Consider the following 18578-nt stretch of genomic DNA (forward strand, 5'->3'; position numbering starts at 1 on the left):
CCTCCGTATAATAAGTATGTTTTTTCATACTTATTATACTACATTGGAATTTAAAAAGCAAGCTAGAATACAAAAAAACAGTAGATTTTTAATTTCTACTGTTTAAATATAATTTTATTCACTAAATATTTTTCTTTTCTAGAGCCCATAATTATTTTCTTTATTCGCAATTTCTAATGTTCTAAGTTCATAAGTCTTATATCCTTCAGCTATAAAAGGATCAGTCTCTGCAATTTCTCTTGCCTCTTCTATATTTTTACAGTTTAAAACTACCATCCCTCCAGCATAGTCTGTAAATGGTCCACATAAAATAAGTTTTCCAGACTCATCTAATTTTTTTAAATGTTCAACATGTTTTTTAACTATTTCTAAATTTAGATTTTTACTATTATTCATTAAATAAATATAGACCATTTTATCCTCCTATAAATTTTATCTTTAAACATTTTCATAATCTAATAACTCTTCTATTGCAATGTTTAAAGATAGCTTTGATTTTCCCTTTTCTTTTAGAGAACCTACAAATACAATTCTTTGGTCAGGTAATTTTAATATATATGTCGTATATAAAATCGCCTGTGGTTGTGGAAATTTAATCTCCAATTCACCTTTTTGGATTTTAATTTTTTCATTTTTCATCTTTAAAATTGCATAATCATCGTATAATTCAAGCTCTGCTTCTTCATCTTCTCTACTCCAAAATTTAAAGACAATCCAAGTAGATAAAAACATGGTAACTGGAATTAATAAGAAAATCAAATAAATAGCATGGTTAGGATGTTCTTTAAAATACTGTAACTCATTTGTACTTGCAATTCCAGAATAAATAAGGAACTCATAATAAAGAAAAAAACCTACTGCTATTCCAATTATAAGCATAATATATAACATAATCGGAGTATTTTTATTATATCTAAAATTTATTTTTCTCATTTTAAATTCTCTTCCTTATATAATATAAAACATTTGTTAATCTATATTTTACATTATATTTAGCAATATTTCAATTTTATTTTATAAAAAACAGCAAGTCAATTTGACTTGCTGTTTAGTAATTTAACTTATACTTGATTACTTTTCAATTATTTTTGATTCTTTACCATTAACCATAATAGCTTGATGATTATTAATAGGACATATCTTCAAATCTGAAAATTTCTTTAAAATAGTAGCAGTAATTTTCTTGAATGGTGAAGTAAGATAATGAGGTAAAACATAGAAATCAATTAAATTAAGTCCATTATCATCAATTTGTGAATAATCTTCTGGTTTTTCGTCCATTATTTCAATATAAGATATACTTGGTGCACATATAACAGAACCAGCTGATTCTCCAATCATAAGTTTACCTTTTTTTAGTTCTTTTTTTAATAATTTATCAACTCCTGTTTTACGCAATTGGTCAATAAGGAAAAATGAATTACCACCTGTAAAATAGATAATATCCGTTTCTTCAAATACAGCTTCTATTGTTTTAAAATCTTCCTTTGAAATATCAATTTCTGTTAGATTTGCTCCCATTTTTTTAAATAGTTTTCTTGCTGACCCTACATAACCAGTATAACCCTCATTTATTGAAGCTGTTGGAATAAAAACTACTTTTTTATTTTCAATTTCTTCTTTAATTAAATTCCCAACTTGAGAAAAATGTGAACATAAAAATAAATTCATACTTATACCCTCCTAAAATTTTAATACAAGATTATAATTATAGTTTACACTTTATATTTTACATTATATAATCTAATATTTCAATTAATTCCACAATAAAAAGGACTGTGAAATCAGATTCACAGTCCTTTTTTAATATTAGTTTATTAATATAAGAATTATAATTTATTACAACAATAATCAATTATGCAATGGTCTTCAGCACCATTCGTACAATGTATTTTTAATTTTTATCTTTCTAATTCTTTTTTCAACTTTCTTAACTTAAATCCACAGTGAATAAAAATATATAAATATACAAAGAAGAAAACCATAAAAATTCCTCCGAAATATATATCTATACTTCTATGTGTATCTTTGACGAATTTCGAAAATTGAGGAATAAGAGTAACTAAAAATATAATAAATAATGGAAACACCCTAGTCTTATAAATATGATTAATCATATTTAACTTAGATTGAGAGTCTGAAAATATTTCTTTTTCTGATTCTGTAATACTATTTGTATTTACTTTTCTAAAATAATTCCATCCTAAACCTGAACATAAATATTCCCAACCATAGTCCTTATACATTTGTATATAATCTCCTGAAGCTTTTTTATTTTCATAGTCTAACTTATAAATTACTTCCTCAGAATTACATTCTTCAAAGACAAAAAAACAAGGTGGTATAAAATTAACTAACTTCCAGCCGTTTTTATGATTATTCTCTAACCATTTTTCTTCATCTACATAGTCACTAACTGTAAAAAACCTTATTTTTGTTTTTCTTCTAGCCATAATATTCATCTCCAATGCTATTTTTATACAATCTTTTTATTCTTTCCAATTCCAAATTTAATATTTCTCTACCTATTTCAGTTATTAAATATATTTTTCTTTTTTCTTCTTCTCTAACAAAGCTTATAAGTCCGTCTTTTTCCATTTTCGACAAAGTTCCATACATTGTTCCCGGACTGATAGTTATTTCATTTTGAGTCATTTTTTTGACTTCCTGACCTATACCATATCCATGATTAGGAACTTGTAAACTAAACAGAATATAAAAAGCAGTTTCCGACATAGGCGCATATATTTTCTTTATTTTTAAATCCATATTTGACTCCTTATATCAAACTATTATATATCGTATCTCGATGTATTTATAGTATATCATACCTCGATATATCTGTCAACATTTTCTTAAATTTTTCCACAAAAAAACAGCCGATTCTTCGGCTGTATTAAAAACTATTTTCTTGATGCTTCAAATATGCTTTGAATTGAGCTGTCCAACATTTTGTCAAATTCTTCCTCAGTTTGATTTACATTAAGTCCTTCTGTTAAAGCTCTTGAAAAACTTGCTATAACTCCGTGGTTTTTAGCAAGAAGTTCATTTGATTCTTCTCTTGAGTAACCACCTGAAAGAGCAACAACTCTAACGACTCTCTTATGGTCAACTAATTCTTTATAGAAGTTAGGAACAGTTGGTAAAGTAAGTTTTAACATTACCTCTTGTCCTTCTTCTAATTTATCAAGTTCTTTTAATATTTCTCTTTTTAAAATTTCTTCACATTTTTCCTTTTCCGCTGAATTTATATCAACTTCAGGTTCAACAATTGGAACAAGTCCACCTGCGATAATTTGTTTTGCAAAGTCAAATTGTTGTGCTACTACTTCTTTGATAGCTTCTTCATTTGCTTTTTTAATTACTGAACGCATTTTTGTTCCAAAAACTCCATATTCAACGCCTTTTTTTACAATTTCAGCCAAGTTTGGAATTTCTTTCATAAGTTGAACACCATTTTTTTCTTCAGCTAAGCCCTTGTCAACTTTTAAAAATGAAACAATGCCTTTTTCATTCCATAAATAATCCGGAGTGAATTTACCGTTAACTTTTCTTTCCATTGTCATTTCAAACAAAATTGCTCCTAATATACGTTCTTTAGTAAAAGCCTTTGAAGTAACAATTCTTGTACGCATTTCGTGAATTAAATCGAACATTTCAGCTTCATTTGAATAAGCATCTTCATTTACACCATATAATCTAAGTGCTTTCGGTGTACTTCCACCACTTTGATCCAAAGCCGCTATAAAACCTTCATCGTTTTTGATTCTGTTAAATTTTTGTAAATCCATATCTTCGCTCCTTAAAAATTATTAAGTAAATTTTACTCTAGCTATATTTTATCATATTTAAGGTAATTTAACAAACTTAGAAATCATTTATTTTATAATATTTTTCTTACTTAATTGCTATAAAAAAGCAACTATTATCTTGATAATTGCCTTTTAATAATTTATTTACATTTTTAATATACTCTCAGTTAAAACTTTTGAAAAATTTATTCCCAATCTTGTTCCTTTATCATTTGCCCATTTAGGTATTGATAAAGTCTTTTTTACTAAAGATGTATCTTTTAGAAATTTTTCTAAATCTATCTTTATTAATGTAACAAATTCCTCATTCTTTGTCTTTACATTTTTTATTGGAGTAGCTTTAGGTAACTCAATTCCTCTTTCCACATATTCAGACAAAACAAGACCTAACACTTCTTCTGCCATTGAAATACCAAAAGAAATATCATCAGTATTTATTCCTGTATAAGCTTCTTTTATATCGACACTCTCAATAAAGTAACCTTGTGGACTTTCTTTTTTAAATACAAATGGATATACAACAAACATAAAATCACTCCTTAAGATTTCAGATACAGGACTATTTCTTTAGTCCTGTATCTTTTAAGATTCTCTGCTCAAGACCTTTTCCTAAATCTTGGTTAGCATGAACTGGCACTACAATTATTGCACCATCTTTTTCTAAAATATGATGCGAACCCTCTTGCCTTAATTCTTTCCAGCCATTTTTCTTTAGGAGCCTGAGCATTTCTTTCCCAGTAAGTGGCATGTGCACTCTACCTCCTTACGTAATACATTATAGCACGTATTATTACGTAAGTCAAATTTTCTATATAAATCTATTTATATTTAATTTTATGTAAAAGTATAATTAAAACTAGAACAAAAGAAATGCTATTGGCAAAAATAAGTGCAAAATCTTTTATAATCAAACCATGGACCAACCAAAGGAAAATTCCTGTTGTTTGCATAATGCACATAATTAGTGAAAGAGATTGTGTATTTTTATCTTTTATTATCTTTATAACTTGCGGTGCAAAGGCAAATGTTGTAAGGCAAGCAGCTACTATTCCTATCATAAAACCTCCTAATATCTCATTCAATGATTTTACCATATTTTGACTATAAAATACAACTTGACAAATGAACTCATTTAATATAGTATAGACTAAATAGATATATTATTTTGGAGGTTATTATGGAATATAAAACACTTTTTCCCGAATTTGAATCATTTGACAAAGGACATCTAAAAGTTGATGATGTTCACGAAGTTTATTACGAACAATCAGGAAATCCAAATGGAGCTCCAGTTGTATTTGTTCACGGCGGGCCAGGTTGTGGTTGTGGCGACAAATCTAAAAGATTTTTAGATCCATCTTTTTATAGAATAGTAACAATTGACCAAAGAGGTTGCGGTAAAAGTAAACCATTTTTGGAATTAAAAGACAATAATACACAAAATCTTGCAAAGGATATGGAAAAGATAAGAGAACATTTAAAGATAGATAAATGGCTTGTTTATGGTGGTTCTTGGGGAACTACTCTTTCCTTATACTATGCAGAAAATTATCCACAAAGTGTTGTAGGTTTAATTCTTAGAGGCATTTTCTTGGGAAGAGATGAAGATATTAAGTGGTTGTATCAAGGTGGAGCAGGAATGTTCTTCCCTGAAGCCTTTGAAATCTTTAAATCTCCTTTTAACGAAGAAGAAAGAAAAGATTATGTTCAAAGTTATTACAAATACTTAACTTCAGATGACTATGAAACAAAGAGAAAATATGGAAAATCTTTTAGTGCATTTGAAAATTCAGTAGTTGCTCTTGAACCGAGAGTTATTTCAGAAGAAATCACCGACGAAGATATTTCAATGGCAATTATGGAATGCCACTACTTTGTAAATCATTGTTTCTTTGAAGAAAATTACATTTTAGATAATGTTGAAAAAATTAAAGATATTCCTACAATAATTATTCATGGCAGATATGATGTAGATTGTAGACCTGTTGGGGCTTATATATTAAACGAAAAACTAAATAATTCAAAATTGATCTTCCCTATTTCTGGTCATACTTCTTTCGATCCTGAAATGACTCACGAGCTTATTTTAGCACAAGAGGAATTTAAAAAACTTTTTTAAATTTCTCTAAATAAAGGAGGTAAGTATGGAAGCAAAGAGTAAAAATTTACCAAAAATAATTTTCACACTATCTTTAATCTCGTTTTTAATTACCGTATTACTATATTCTGTAAATTATTTTACAGATTTGGCGAATGATTTTGATTCGATATATTTTTTAGTACTATATGTATTAACTCTTATTTTACTTACATTTTCAATATATTTTACAAGAAAATTAAGTAAAATTTACTCTATAATAAGTGTAATTCTTTTCTTAATTACATTTAATATTAAACATATAATAACTTTTTTATTGGTCTTAGGAGGTAAGATATGAAAAAAGAAAATTTATCTATGATAATATATTTATTTGGTACTGTAGTAGAAATAATTTTGTTACTATATGTAAAATCCTTTAAAACTGGACAAGGAATTCAACTTTCTAATTATCTTAAATATTTTGGACTGATTTTCCCACAAGTAATGGGAGCAATTGGTGCTTTTTATTCAAGACATGCAAAAATACAAGTATTGTGGTTATTCTTAAATATAGGTTTAATGCTTTCCGCTCTCTACTTTTATGCAGCATTCATTGAAGTAGTCGGCTAGGAGAAAAAGACTTATTTATTAATATAGATAAGGAGGTCAATATGGTATCAAATAAAAATTTACCAAAAATAGTTTTTACACTATCTTTGATTTCATTTTGCATCACAGCTTTCTGGGGTGTTACAGTTCACTTTTCGAACTTAAATGTAAAAATTTTATTGGCTTTACAACCTATAACTTTAATTTTACTTGGATTATCAATATATTTTACGAGTAACTCTAATAAAATTTACTCTATAATAAGTTTAATTCTTTTCTTGATTACATTTAATCTTGAACATATAATGTATTTTATATTGGTTTATGGAGTTTTAATATGAAAAAAGAAAATTTATCAACAATACTTTTTTTAATTGGCACCGTAGTAGAATCAGTTCTATTACTATATGTAAAATCCTTCAAAACAGGACAAGGAATTCACCTACCAAATTATATTGGATACTTAGGATTCTTTTTTCCACAGATAGTTGGAGCGGTCGGCGCTTATTTTTCAAGATATTCAAAGAAAGTAGGGTTATGGATATTTTTAAACTTGGGATTAATATGCTCAACTGCATACTTTTACCTATCATATCTTGAAGTAATTGATTAGGAGAAAATATGTTAAAAAATGATTATATAATGAGAAAAATTGAAGAATGGATAAGTATGATTTTAGAATTTGTCTTTAAAATCGACAAAAGTTCTTCGCCTGAAAAACTATTAAAATTAGAAGAAAGCAAGGAAATTTTAAAAAATTTAAAATCAAAAATTGACAATGGAAATATAAATGAAGCTGAAGATTCTTTATTTAAAATGTTGAAATATAAAACTCAAGATAGTTTGTTAATAGGTCTCCTTTTTTACTCATATCTCAACGAAAAAGATTCTAAATTTTTAAATGAACATGATTTTGAAAGAGATGAGATAAAAACAGGAATAAAAGACTTATTAAAAGAATTTAATATGAATAATTTATCAGACTTGATTTAGAAATATTTTGACAACATGGAGGTATTAATGTTTAATCCAATTAAATACGAAGGTAGCTTGGGAGAACAATACTCCTATTTAATAAAAGATTTATATGAATTATGCAATAGCGAAGAAAATACGATAGCTAATTTAGCAAATGCATCTGCTCTATTAAATTTCTTTTTAGAAAAAATTAATTGGGTCGGATTTTATCTTTTAGATGAAAAGACAAACACTCTAGTTCTTGGACCTTTTCAAGGGCTTCCTGCCTGCGTTAGAATTCAAAATGGAGAAGGTGTTTGTGGAACAAGTGCAAGTCTTAAAAAGACTTTGAATGTTGAAAATGTTCATAATTTTGAAGGACACATTGCCTGCGATGGAAAAAGTAATTCAGAGATTGTTATTCCAATTTTTAAAAATGATAAAATATTCGGAGTATTAGATATAGATTCCCCTATTTTTAATAGATTTTCAAAGGAAGAACAAACTTATCTAGAGGCATTTGTCAAACAGCTAGAAACTCACATATAGGAGGTAAATATGAAAAAACTTTTTAAATTTTTTCTATTCTTATGCTTGTGTTTAGTCGTCTTAATTCAATCTTTAATCTATCATTCTAAAAAGAATGAAATAGATACTTATGAAAATTATGTCTTAGTGCTTGGAGCTGAGGCAAATAATGGAAAACTTTCAAAAACATTGATTAATAGACTAGATACTACTGTAGAATATTTAAATAAACATAAGACTGCAAATGCTGTTTTATGTGGAGGAAAAGAAAAAAATAATGAACTTTCTGAAGCAGAATTTATGCAAAAATATTTAGTAGAAAAAGGAATTAATAAAGAAAGACTTATCGTTGAAACAAAAAGCAAGAATACTTTTGAAAATGTAAAATTCGCATTAGAAAAGCTAGATAAAAAGCCATCAGAAATAATGGTAATCTCTTCAGACTATCATTTATTTAGGGCAAAACTTATTCTTTATAGATTTGGAATTTTAGCAAGGACTGTTCCAGCAAAGACTCCATTTGGGGCAGTTATAGCTTCAAATGTTAGAGAGACTTTAGCAGTTGTAAAGACTTTTCTATTTGATAAACCTACAGCAGAAGATATAAAAAATTTACATCAAAAGAATAATTAAATTTACGATTTAACCTATATAGTATAATAACACTCTAAAAATGACTTCTTAACACAAAAATTTTCAAAAAAAGTGTTGACAAAGTATAATAAAAGTTATATAATATTTAGGTAATCGTATCGGGGTGTAGCGCAGTTTGGTAGCGCACGTGGTTTGGGACCATGGGGCCGGGAGTTCGAATCTTCTCACCCCGACCAATTCCTATGAGTTTTACTCATAGGAATTTTTTTATGTAAAAAATTTTAAAAATTTTTTCTTTTGTTTCAAATGCAACAGATTTTCAATACAAATAAGGTTATAATATTATTAACATAAATAATAAATCGTATAAAGAGTAATTAAATTGATTAGAGAAAAGGAGAAATACTATGAAATTAGAAAAAAGCACAAAAATTGGCGAATTATTAGAACAACATCCAGAAGTTAAGGACTTTTTAAAAACTTTAAGTCCAGAATATTCAAATCTTGATAATCCAGAATTATTTGCAATGATGAAAGATATTGCAACTCTTGAAATGATTGCTATTAAAGGTGGATTTGAATTTGACGAATTAAAAGAAAAGTTAGAAAACTTTATTAATGCTTAAATGCATCCATACTAAGACGAAAAAGCAGGAATTTCCCTGCTTTTTTACTTTGGTAAAACAATATGTGTCTTTGATGTATCTTCGATACATTTACTTTTGCTAAACCAAAAGTATGAGATCTCCAGAGTAATTGTATCTAAAGATACAATTACCCCGTCAGACCTACTTTTGTTTACAAGTAAACAAAGTTAGGGTTAGACTAACTCTGGTCGAGATGACGTTTAAGGGAATTACCTTTGTTTAATGGCTTGACGTGAACAGTAAATAAACTTTAAATTATCTTTGTAAGTATAATAGAAAAGAATTAAAATCTCATAATATAGTATTTAAACATCATATATGAAACGAAATATTTCACGTCATAGCACCCAGCAAAGAAAAGCCCCCAACACGTCATTTCGACCGAAACGGAACGTAGTGAAGTGAAGTGGAGAAATCTCAACTATTATTTGTTTACAAATAATAGTAAGTCCTGTAAAGGACTTATATAAAAATAAAACAGCTATATATATATAATTACAACGAAATTATCCTAAAGATTTTTAGTTAATAAATTTTTTTCGATGTATCTTCAATACATTTACTTTTGCTAAAGCAAAAGTATGAGATTTCCAGAGTCATTGTATCAAAAGATACAACGACCCCGTCAGACCTACTTTTGTTTACAAGTAAACAAAGTTAGGGCTAGATCCATTTCGCTATCGCTACAGTCGAAATGACATATAAAGCAAGTCCCTTTGTTTAACGGCTTGACGTGAACAGTAAATAAATTCTAAAAAGTGTTAATAATTAGAAATAAAACAAAATATTTTATTTTGTTTCAATTTGAATAACGTAAAAAAAGCAGGGATTTCCCCTGCTTTTTACTTATATTTTTTATTCTTTTTCCGTAAATTTATACATTGCTATTGAACTTGCAATTGGTAAATTAAAGCTATCTATGTCTTCGCTCTGTTCTATGAATACGGAAGTTGTTCCACTTAAGTCAAAGTTTTCAAGTCCATGTGATTCGTTTCCGAACATCAATGTAAAAGGCTTTTTAATCTCCACAGCTTTTAAAGGTACTGAATCCTTATTTAAAATGAAAGAGTAAATATTATTTTCTTCAAAAGTTTTTTTGTAGTCTTCAAAATTTTTAAAAATTTCTACATTCATTTTAAAGATTGCTCCCATTGAAGCTCTAACAGTTTTAGGATCAAAAACATCACAACCGTCTATTATTGCAATATTTTTAAAGCCGAAACCTAATGCAGTTCGTAAAATTGTCCCTAAATTTCCCTTATCTCTCGGCTCACATAATAGTATGTGATTGTCTTTTTTTATCTTTGCAAAGTTTTTTTCAAAAACTCCAATAACAAATGTGTTTTCTTTGTTTTGAAGTTTATTTACAATTTTATCATTATAAATTAAATTAATTCCTTTTTCATCACAAATTTTTTCAAGACCTGCTTTATCATCATATTTTGAATGTACCAAAACTGATATAGTCTTGTAATTTTTTGACTGTAAAAGCTCAATTGTTGGGAAAGCTCCCATTGTGTATGAAAAATTCAAATCTTTTTTATATTTACAAAATTCCATAATTTACCTTAGATTATCTTCTCTTTTGTCTATCACGTTTGGACTTTTCACTCTTTTTATCCTTCTTATTTTTCTTATCTTTAGATTTTGCAGAAAATTTTGAAGAGTCTTCCTTTTTGTTCGCAAGTTCAACTAAAACCTTAAAGCCCTTAATATGAGCATTGTTTAGGTTATTTACTGCATCTTTAAGTGCATTTTTATGAATATTTACAAAGCTGAACTTTTCAAAAATTTCAATATCTCCAATATCTCTTGCACTTATATTCGCATCATTACAAAGTGCAGAAACAATATGTCTTTGAGAAACTCCCTTTCTTGAACCTATGTTAATATAAATTCTTCCAGAATTCTTTTCAGTAACATTTGACTTTCCACCCTTGTTTGAAATAGAAGTCTTGTCATTTCCTTTTTTCTTATTCTTCTTAATATCCACGTCTATAAGCTCTTCGTGATTGTTAAGCTTATTATTCTCATTATAATGTTTTAAAAGACAAGCTGCAATATCAATCGGTGAATAGTCTTCACTCATTAGAATATTTATTAGATTTAACTCTTTTGTATGTTCATTTTTATTTATTTCTTCCTTGATGTCTTCCATAAATCTTTCTTCATGTCTTTTAATCAAGTCTTTAAGAGTTGGCATATCTCTTTTTTCTATTTTAGTTTTTGTGTATTTTTGAATTTGAGATAAAGTATTCATTTCTCTTGGAGAAACAAAACTTATTGCAGTTCCCTCTCTACCTGCTCTTGCAGTTCTACCTATTCTGTGAACATAGTATTCCACATCTTGAGGCATATCGTAGTTTATAACTAAATCTACATCGTCAACATCTATTCCACGAGCAGCAACATCTGTCGCAACCAAGATATCTATTGTAGAATTTCTAAATTTATTCATTACCCCATCTCTTTGGATTTGTTTTAAATCTCCATGAAGTCCATCCGCAAAATATCCACGAGATTGAAGTCCTGCAGTTAAGTCATCAACCATTTTTTTAGTATTACAAAAAACTACTGTAAGTTTTGGATTTTGAACATCTAAAATACGGGATAGAATTTCAAGTTTCATATTATGCTTAAGTGCAAAATAGTATTGAGTTACCTTTGGAACTGTCAATTCCTTTGGTACGACTTTTATAAGTCTTGGTTCACTTTGGTATCTTGCAGCAAAGTCCATCATTTCATGATCCATTGTAGCAGAGAAGAAAGTTGTTTGTCTTTCATAAGGTAAAAAGCCTATAATTTTTTCAATATCTTCTCTAAAGCCCATATCAAACATTTCATCCGCTTCATCTAATACAAAAGTTCTTATATTTTCAGTTTTTAAAGTTTTTCTCTTAATATGGTCTATAACACGTCCTGGAGTTCCAACAATAACTTGAACTCCCATTTTTAGAGAACGGATTTGTCTTTCTATAGGTTGTCCTCCGTAAATCGGAACAACTGTTACTCCCTTATATTTTGCAAGTTTCGAAATTTCTTCTGCAACTTGAATTGACAATTCTCTTGTTGGACATAGTACCATAGCCTGAGTTGTCTTACTGTTTTTATTTACTTTTTCTACTATAGGAATACCGAAAGATGCTGTCTTTCCTGTTCCCGTTTGTGCTTGACCGATTATATCCTCGTTGTTTAACATAGTCGGAATTGCTTGTTTTTGAATTGGAGAAGGTTCTTCAAAGCCCATTTCAACAACGGCTTTTAAAACTTCCTTCGACAAATTAAAATCATTAAAATTTTCTATCATATTTTTCCCTTTCTTTTATCGTGAACCTTAACGTTAGTTCCGAAAGAAAAAGACAAAAACAAACTATACATTAAACATCACGACATATTATGAGTTATATTTTAGTTCTTTTTTATAACTCAACGATATATTATATCATAAATACAGTCCAACTTTCAACTTAAATCCACAATTTACTACAGTTATCCACAAAAAATGTGGATAACTTGGGAATAATAAATATACTTCATTAATCTTTTATAAAATTTACATTTATTCAAATATATATTGACTTTATTTTTTTTTGATAATATAGTAGTGAGAAATCAATTTAGTTTAATATTGTAAAAAAGGTTTTGGAGGGCAGTATGTTTTATTTTTCCCCTAGTAGGTACAAGAATGGAGATTATTTAAAATTTTAGATTCTATCTATTTACATATTATATTATTTAATTGGAGGTAAAGTATGAAAAAGATAAGTAAAGTATTATTATGTTTTATGATTTTACTTTTAACTGCTTGTACGGGGAATAATGAAGTTAAAAATTATTATGGAAAAAAATTTGTTGGTAAAAATGGCGGAGAAATTGTAATTACCGAAAAAGTTCTTATATATTCAGGAGAACCAAGCAAAATAAATCCAAATTCAACTCCTGATGATGTTAATAAGGCTAAAGATAAAATAAAAAAAGAAAATGCCACTTCATTTGATAATCCTAAAATAGTAAAAAAAGGTGATAAAAAATATTTAACAGCAAATAAGTTAGAATACAAACTTTCATTTGTTGATGATGAAACAATAATTGATGAAGATGATAATTATGAATTTAAACTGTCTAAAGAAAATATTTACAAATAATTTATAAATACTACTCTTAAATAGAGTAACAAAAAAAGCTATGAATTATATTCATAGCTTTTTTTGCATTTATTTATTTTTACGGAGGATTTATAAAAAAATCTCTACTAATATGCTAATTAATTATCATCATTTCCGTCATAATTATCGCTACCGTCTTCATTGTCGTTACCGAAATTATTTCCGTTAAAATTCTTGTTATATTTTTTACTATTGTTGTTCTTACTGTCATTACTACTATTTTCTAGATTAAATTTTTCAAATTTAACTTCTATTGTAGTTGCTTTTCCATCTCTATAAACTTCAAGTTTAACTTTATCACCTATCTTGTAGTTCAATAAAGCTGCTTTTAAACTTGAGTTAGATGTAACTTTAGTATCTCCAACTTTAGTAATAATATCTTTAGGTTTTAGTCCTGCAGATTCTGCTGGAGAACCTGATAGAACTTCATGAATATATACACCTGAGTCAACAGGTAATTTTGTTTGTCCTAAGACATTATATCGTGAAACATCTATACCTTTTATACCTAGTGTTACACTTTCAAACTTACCATTTTTAATTATTTGTTCCAAAATAGGTTTTGCCAAATTCGAAGGAATTGCAAATCCGATTCCGTCACTATTACCAGCTTTGGCTGTATTTATTCCGATAAGTTGTCCTTTATCATTAAATAATCCACCACCACTATTTCCTGGGTTTATTGCTGCATCTGTTTGGAATAAACCTTCCATAGTAGATCCATCTTGTAGTGTAATAACTCTATCTTTTCCTGAAATATAACCAGAAGTTAAAGTTGATTTTAAATTTATACCAAGTGGATTACCAATTGCTATAGCTTTATCACCTATTGAAACTTGAGAACTGTCCCCAAATTCAACTGGTTTTAAATTAAGACCACTTGGATCTATCTTGATAACTGCTAAGTCTAAAGTTTTGTCACTCCATAAGACTTTGGCTTCTCTTTTAGTTCCGTCACTTAGTATTACTGTTACGGATTTTGTTTTTGAAGGGTCAACAACGTGGTTATTTGTTAAAATGTAACCATCTTTACTTACTATAACCCCTGAACCAAGTCCCTTTGTTTGTTTTTGAGTGGAAAACATATCTTCAGAAACCCCAACAGTTGTTATACCTACAACTGATTGCATTGATTTTTGTGCAACTGCTTTTTCAACATTTGGCTTTTCAGAAGTATTAATAGTTGTTGCAGTCGCTTCTTTATCATTTGAAGAATTATTTAAAAGTGACTTTCCACTATTACTCTTTAAGTAGAAACTAGTTCCACTTATACTTATTGCACTAGCTAAAATTATAGCTAATAAGAATTTTGAAAAAGATTTAAATCTATTAGCTTTTTTTCTTTTTTCAAATTCTTTTTGAACAATACCATCAACATAAGATTCAAATTTTTTATCTTGCGTATTTGAATCTTCCATATATGGTTCATCATAAATTTCTTGTTGTTTATAATAATCATATGGATCTTCAGTATATTCTCCATAATCCTCATCGATTGTGTTATTTATATCTTCTTCATTGAACAATTTTTGTGTTTCATTTAAATTATTTTCATTTTGTCTTGAAGTTTCTTCTTTATGTTCTTCATTTTTTATATTATTTTCATTTTCATCGAAGATATTATCTCTTTTATCGTCCATAATAAATCACCTCTTTTTTAATATCATTTATTATCTTGAATATATTTTAAACTGTCAACCTTAAAGTAAGCTTAAAGAAAAAAGTTTTTTAAAAAATTTTTTATTTTTTAAAAATATATTCAAAAAATAAATTTTGCAGTTAATAGTAGAATTGTATTTTCTATTGTTTCATCTATCAACTGCTAACATTATATCGACAAAAACTTAAATGAAGTTAAAAAAGAGGAGAAATTTTCTCCTCTTTAATATTTTTTTATTTTTCTCTATTTTCTAAGCTTAATCTTAAAGAATTCCCATATCTTTTCCAGCTAATTCGAATGCTTTTACAGCTTTATCTAATTCTTCTTTACTATGAGCTGCAGAAATCATACAACGAATTCTTCCTGTTCCTCTTGGTACAGTTGGGAATACTATAGCTGAACCGAATACTCCGTATTCTCTTAATTTTTTAGAAAATTCCATAGTCTTAGCTTCATCTCCGATAATTACTGGAGTAATTGGAGTTTCTGAATGACCAGTGTTAAATCCTAATTTTCCTAATTGTTCTTTAAAGTATTTAGCATTATCCCAAAGTTTCTTTTGTAATTCATCTGATTCGATTAAAGTTTCAACAGATGCGATACAAGCTGCAGTATCTCCAGGAGATAAAGTTGTACTAAATAGAACTGGTCTTGCTCTATGGTTTAACCATTCGTAAGCAACTTCGTTACAAGCAACATATCCACCTTTAACTCCGATTGCTTTTGAAAGAGTTCCGATAACAAAGTCAACTTTGTCATGTAATCCGAAATGATCTACAGTTCCTCTTCCGTGGCTTCCCATTACTCCTGAACCATGAGCGTCATCAACATAAGTTAATGCATTATATTTTTCAGCTAATTTTACAATTTCAGGTAATTTTGCAAGGTCTCCATCCATTGAGAAAACACCGTCAGTAATAATTAAGATTGTTTTATATTTTCCTTGAGCTTCAACTAAAACTCTTTCAAGGTCTTCCATATCGCTGTGTTTGAAAACAGCTTTATCAGCTTTTGTCATTCTAATTCCGTCTATAATTGAAGCGTGGTTTAATTCATCAGAGATAATTAAATCGCCTTTTTCTGTAATTGCTTGGATAGTTCCTATATTACAATCATAACCTGATTGGAATATAAATGCTCTTGGAGATTTTTTGAAAGTTGCTAATTTCTTTTCCAATTCTTCGTGTAAATCCATATTTCCGATGATAGTTCTTACTGCACCAGCACCTACACCATATTTTTCAATAGCTTCTTGAGCTTTTTTCTTTAAAACTGGATTATTAGCAAGTCCTAAATAGTTGTTTGCAGATAAATTTACCATTTCTTTTCCGTCAAGAACGATTGTTGATGAATTCTTTCCATTTAATACAGGTAATTTACGGTAAACTCCGTCTTCTTTTAACTTATTAACTTTTTCTTGTAAAAATTTTAAATCATGAATACTCATATCTTTTTCTCCTATCTATAACTATTTTAATTTTTTGCTTAAGTTTTCTAACATATCTACTGTCATCTTATCCAAATCAAAGCTTGGTTTCCAACCCCATTGTTCTCTTGCTGCAGAGTCATCTAATGAATTTGGCCAGCTTTCAGCTATAGCTTGTCTGATTGGATCTACATCGTAGCTTAATTTAAATTCAGGCATATGTTTTTTAATGCTTTCTTCTAAAATTTCTGGAGTTAAACTCATAGCTGTAATGTTGAAAGCATTTCTGTCTTTAAGTTTTGAAGGATCAGCTTCCATTAAATCAACAACTGCTTTAAGTGCATCCGGCATATAAAGCATATCCATTTGAGTTCCTTTACCTATATAAGAAGTGTAAGCTTTGTTTTTAATTGCTTCATAATAAATATGAACTGCATAGTCAGTTGTTCCTGCACCAGGTAATGTTTTATAAGAAATAATTCCTGGATAACGAACTCCTCTTACATCAACTCCAAATTTATTAAAATAGTAATCGCATAAAAGTTCTCCTGAAACTTTTGTTACTCCATACATAGTATTAGGTCTTTGAATAGTAACTTGTGGTGTATTATCAAGTGGAGTTCCTGCTCCAAATGCTGCTATTGATGAAGGTACAAATACTTTTGCATTTAATTCTCTTGCAACTTCTAAAGTATTTACAACTCCGTCAACATTAACCTTCCAAGTTAATTGTGGCATACTTTCTCCTCTAGCAGAAAGTATTGCTGCTAAATTTACTATAGTATCAGCTTTAAATTCTTTAGCTAATTCAAACATTCTTTTTGGATCAGTAACGTCTAATGTTTCAAAACGAATATCTTCGATAGCCGCTTTGTTTGCATCTGAGCAATCTGTAGCTAAGATATTTTCTCTTCCATAAATGTCCCCCAAATAAAGAGCTAATTCTGTACCGATTTGTCCAAGCGCTCCTGTCATTAAAATCCTTTTCATTATTCAATCTCCTTTCAAAATAACTGAGTAAAATTTTTACCATCCAGATGTATTATACATCAATTTTGATAAGTTTACAACACCTTATATTAAAAAATTTAATATTTTTATATAGTATAGGCGGATAAATAATTCAAATAGTATTATAATAATAAAGCAAAAATCACAAAATCTTTTTTAAAACAATAAATCTTCTAATCGTATATTAATCTTGTTTGTCGCTAAAAATATCGTTGTCTTAATAATTTATCAAAAAAATTTATTTTTATACAATAAATAAAGTCTAAAAATCAAATTTTTACTCAATTTTAAAAGCAAAAATATTTTTATATAAAATATTAAAACAATGAAATATAAAAGTTTTTATAAAATCTGAAAAACTAAAAATCTTAATAAGTAAAAAGAGTCTTTTGACAATTGTTTTTTTATCTAATTTATATTTTAAAAATTAAAAAAACAGCAAAGATATTTTTTGCTGTTTTTTTCTAAACATTATTTATTTTTCATTTTCTAGAATTTCTGCTATCTTTTCAAATGTTTTTCCATTTCTTATAGTAATTTCTTTATAAAAATCTTGTTTCATTAATTTTTTATGATATGTTGACTTTAAATGTTCTGACTCATCATACTTCCCCCAAAATATTGCATTTTTACCAATATAAACTATTTCATTATAGAATTCGGAGTTGTTTATAAAATCTATAATAGCTGATTTGTCAATTTGATTGTTTATAAAAAGGATATCTCTTCTTGCTAATTCTCCTTTCCACCAGTCAGGTAATTCTGATTTTTCTTCTAAATAATCTTCTTTACTAATCAAAGTAAAAGGTATATGAAAGTCATAATCTCTTTCTAATAAAGATTTTATCTTTAAGATAGAATCATCATAAGATTCATCAGTACTAAAGAATAAATTCCCGCTGTTGATATAAGAATAAACATCTTTAAATCCTTCGTTTGACAATGATTTTTTTAAATCACCCATTGATACTTTGTTCTTTCCTCCTACATTTATTCCACGTAGTAAAAGTATATATCTCATATGATTTTGTTTTCCCTTCTTTTTTAAAATAACTATATTTTATAAATTTTAAGCTATTTTAGTTGTA

The 18578-nt window shown here is 28.0% G+C and carries 25 protein-coding genes and 1 tRNA gene; 11 read left to right on the plus strand and 15 right to left on the minus strand.

The genetic code is table 11. The annotated features are described in order from the left end of the window. Positions 1-138: 138 nt before the first annotated feature. From RWJ08_RS05325 to RWJ08_RS05365, 9 genes are all read right to left on the minus strand, one after another. Positions 139-414, minus strand: a complete 276-nt coding sequence (locus RWJ08_RS05325; protein WP_313961331.1) for a YciI family protein — start codon at positions 412-414, stop codon at positions 139-141. Positions 415-438: 24 nt separating this feature from the next. Continuing rightward, positions 439-933 carry a hypothetical protein gene (locus RWJ08_RS05330; RefSeq protein WP_313961332.1) on the minus strand — a complete coding sequence of 165 codons (495 nt, stop codon included), beginning with the start codon at positions 931-933 and terminating at the stop codon, positions 439-441. 138 nt (positions 934-1071) lie between these two features. Further along, the gene (locus RWJ08_RS05335; RefSeq protein WP_293440511.1) at positions 1072-1671 is read right to left on the minus strand and encodes a Type 1 glutamine amidotransferase-like domain-containing protein; all 600 of its coding nucleotides are present in this window, start codon (positions 1669-1671) and stop codon (positions 1072-1074) included. Between the two features lie 230 nt (positions 1672-1901). Continuing rightward, positions 1902-2453, minus strand: a complete 552-nt coding sequence (locus tag RWJ08_RS05340) for a DUF2812 domain-containing protein (protein ID WP_313961333.1) — start codon at positions 2451-2453, stop codon at positions 1902-1904. Continuing rightward, positions 2446-2769, minus strand: a complete 324-nt coding sequence (locus RWJ08_RS05345) for a PadR family transcriptional regulator (RefSeq protein ID WP_313961334.1) — start codon at positions 2767-2769, stop codon at positions 2446-2448. The genes RWJ08_RS05340 and RWJ08_RS05345 overlap by 8 nt, the downstream gene beginning before the upstream one ends. 134 nt (positions 2770-2903) lie before the next feature. Continuing rightward, positions 2904-3791, minus strand: coding sequence for a fructose bisphosphate aldolase (locus RWJ08_RS05350; protein WP_313961335.1), 888 nt, complete (start codon positions 3789-3791; stop codon positions 2904-2906). A gap of 165 nt (positions 3792-3956) precedes the next feature. Next, positions 3957-4340, minus strand: a complete 384-nt coding sequence (locus tag RWJ08_RS05355; RefSeq protein WP_009354401.1) for a hypothetical protein — start codon at positions 4338-4340, stop codon at positions 3957-3959. Positions 4341-4371: 31 nt separating this feature from the next. Continuing rightward, the gene (locus RWJ08_RS05360; protein WP_009354543.1) at positions 4372-4560 is read right to left on the minus strand and encodes a type II toxin-antitoxin system HicA family toxin; all 189 of its coding nucleotides are present in this window, start codon (positions 4558-4560) and stop codon (positions 4372-4374) included. 70 nt (positions 4561-4630) lie between these two features. Continuing rightward, entirely contained in the window at positions 4631-4870 is a 240-nt protein-coding gene (locus tag RWJ08_RS05365) for a SemiSWEET transporter (RefSeq protein WP_269752642.1), read from the minus strand. 119 nt (positions 4871-4989) lie between these two features. On the opposite strand from RWJ08_RS05365, the gene pip reads away from it, so the two are divergent. From pip to RWJ08_RS05415, 10 genes are all read left to right on the plus strand, one after another. Beyond that, positions 4990-5931, plus strand: coding sequence for a prolyl aminopeptidase (gene pip, locus RWJ08_RS05370; protein WP_313961336.1), 942 nt, complete (start codon positions 4990-4992; stop codon positions 5929-5931). 25 nt (positions 5932-5956) lie between these two features. Continuing rightward, positions 5957-6250 carry a hypothetical protein gene (locus RWJ08_RS05375; protein WP_313961337.1) on the plus strand — a complete coding sequence of 98 codons (294 nt, stop codon included), beginning with the start codon at positions 5957-5959 and terminating at the stop codon, positions 6248-6250. Further along, positions 6247-6522, plus strand: a complete 276-nt coding sequence (locus RWJ08_RS05380) for a hypothetical protein (RefSeq protein WP_313961338.1) — start codon at positions 6247-6249, stop codon at positions 6520-6522. Before RWJ08_RS05375 ends, RWJ08_RS05380 begins: the two co-directional genes overlap by 4 nt. Positions 6523-6563: 41 nt before the next feature. Beyond that, positions 6564-6842, plus strand: a complete 279-nt coding sequence (locus RWJ08_RS05385; RefSeq protein WP_313961339.1) for a hypothetical protein — start codon at positions 6564-6566, stop codon at positions 6840-6842. Further along, on the plus strand, positions 6839-7114 hold the full coding sequence (locus RWJ08_RS05390; protein ID WP_313961340.1) for a hypothetical protein: 276 nt from the start codon (positions 6839-6841) through the stop codon (positions 7112-7114). The genes RWJ08_RS05385 and RWJ08_RS05390 overlap by 4 nt, the downstream gene beginning before the upstream one ends. Before the next feature lie 8 nt (positions 7115-7122). Beyond that, the gene (locus RWJ08_RS05395) at positions 7123-7494 is read left to right on the plus strand and encodes a DUF6483 family protein (RefSeq protein WP_009354355.1); all 372 of its coding nucleotides are present in this window, start codon (positions 7123-7125) and stop codon (positions 7492-7494) included. Positions 7495-7521: 27 nt separating this feature from the next. Then, positions 7522-8007: a GAF domain-containing protein gene (locus tag RWJ08_RS05400; RefSeq protein ID WP_313961341.1), complete on the plus strand. Its 486-nt coding sequence runs from the start codon at positions 7522-7524 to the stop codon at positions 8005-8007. A 9-nt stretch (positions 8008-8016) separates the two neighbouring features. After that, complete coding sequence (locus tag RWJ08_RS05405) at positions 8017-8619, plus strand: YdcF family protein (RefSeq protein ID WP_313961342.1); 603 nt, start codon at positions 8017-8019, stop codon at positions 8617-8619. 120 nt (positions 8620-8739) lie between these two features. Continuing rightward, a tRNA-Pro gene (locus tag RWJ08_RS05410) sits at positions 8740-8816 on the plus strand. Between the two features lie 171 nt (positions 8817-8987). Further along, positions 8988-9206, plus strand: a complete 219-nt coding sequence (locus RWJ08_RS05415) for a DUF1858 domain-containing protein (protein WP_313961343.1) — start codon at positions 8988-8990, stop codon at positions 9204-9206. 876 nt (positions 9207-10082) lie between these two features. Here the strand turns inward: RWJ08_RS05415 and RWJ08_RS05420 are convergent. Together RWJ08_RS05420 and RWJ08_RS05425 are read right to left on the minus strand one after the other, a co-directional pair. Further along, on the minus strand, positions 10083-10787 hold the full coding sequence (locus RWJ08_RS05420) for a TrmH family RNA methyltransferase (protein WP_313961344.1): 705 nt from the start codon (positions 10785-10787) through the stop codon (positions 10083-10085). Positions 10788-10800: 13 nt separating this feature from the next. After that, on the minus strand, positions 10801-12534 hold the full coding sequence (locus RWJ08_RS05425; RefSeq protein WP_313961345.1) for a DEAD/DEAH box helicase: 1734 nt from the start codon (positions 12532-12534) through the stop codon (positions 10801-10803). Positions 12535-12979: 445 nt separating this feature from the next. Between RWJ08_RS05425 and RWJ08_RS05430 the strand changes: the two genes are divergently transcribed. Continuing rightward, positions 12980-13372 carry a hypothetical protein gene (locus RWJ08_RS05430; protein ID WP_313961346.1) on the plus strand — a complete coding sequence of 131 codons (393 nt, stop codon included), beginning with the start codon at positions 12980-12982 and terminating at the stop codon, positions 13370-13372. A gap of 119 nt (positions 13373-13491) precedes the next feature. On the opposite strand, the gene RWJ08_RS05435 is transcribed toward RWJ08_RS05430, so the two are convergent. The 4 genes from RWJ08_RS05435 to RWJ08_RS05450 all read right to left on the minus strand — a co-directional run bounded on the left by RWJ08_RS05435 (position 13492) and on the right by RWJ08_RS05450 (position 18511). Continuing rightward, positions 13492-15033, minus strand: a complete 1542-nt coding sequence (locus RWJ08_RS05435) for a trypsin-like peptidase domain-containing protein (RefSeq protein WP_313961347.1) — start codon at positions 15031-15033, stop codon at positions 13492-13494. A 282-nt stretch (positions 15034-15315) separates the two neighbouring features. Beyond that, positions 15316-16500 carry a glycine C-acetyltransferase gene (locus tag RWJ08_RS05440; protein WP_293440481.1) on the minus strand — a complete coding sequence of 395 codons (1185 nt, stop codon included), beginning with the start codon at positions 16498-16500 and terminating at the stop codon, positions 15316-15318. A 21-nt stretch (positions 16501-16521) separates the two neighbouring features. Next, positions 16522-17469, minus strand: coding sequence for an NAD-dependent epimerase/dehydratase family protein (locus tag RWJ08_RS05445; protein ID WP_313961348.1), 948 nt, complete (start codon positions 17467-17469; stop codon positions 16522-16524). Positions 17470-17965: 496 nt separating this feature from the next. After that, positions 17966-18511 (minus strand): DUF1697 domain-containing protein, encoded by a 546-nt coding sequence (locus tag RWJ08_RS05450; RefSeq protein ID WP_313961349.1) that lies wholly within the window; start codon positions 18509-18511, stop codon positions 17966-17968. Positions 18512-18578 lie beyond the last annotated feature (67 nt).

The sequence above is a fragment of the uncultured Parvimonas sp. genome, assembly GCF_963524015.1.
Taxonomy (GTDB): domain Bacteria; phylum Bacillota; class Clostridia; order Tissierellales; family Peptoniphilaceae; genus Parvimonas.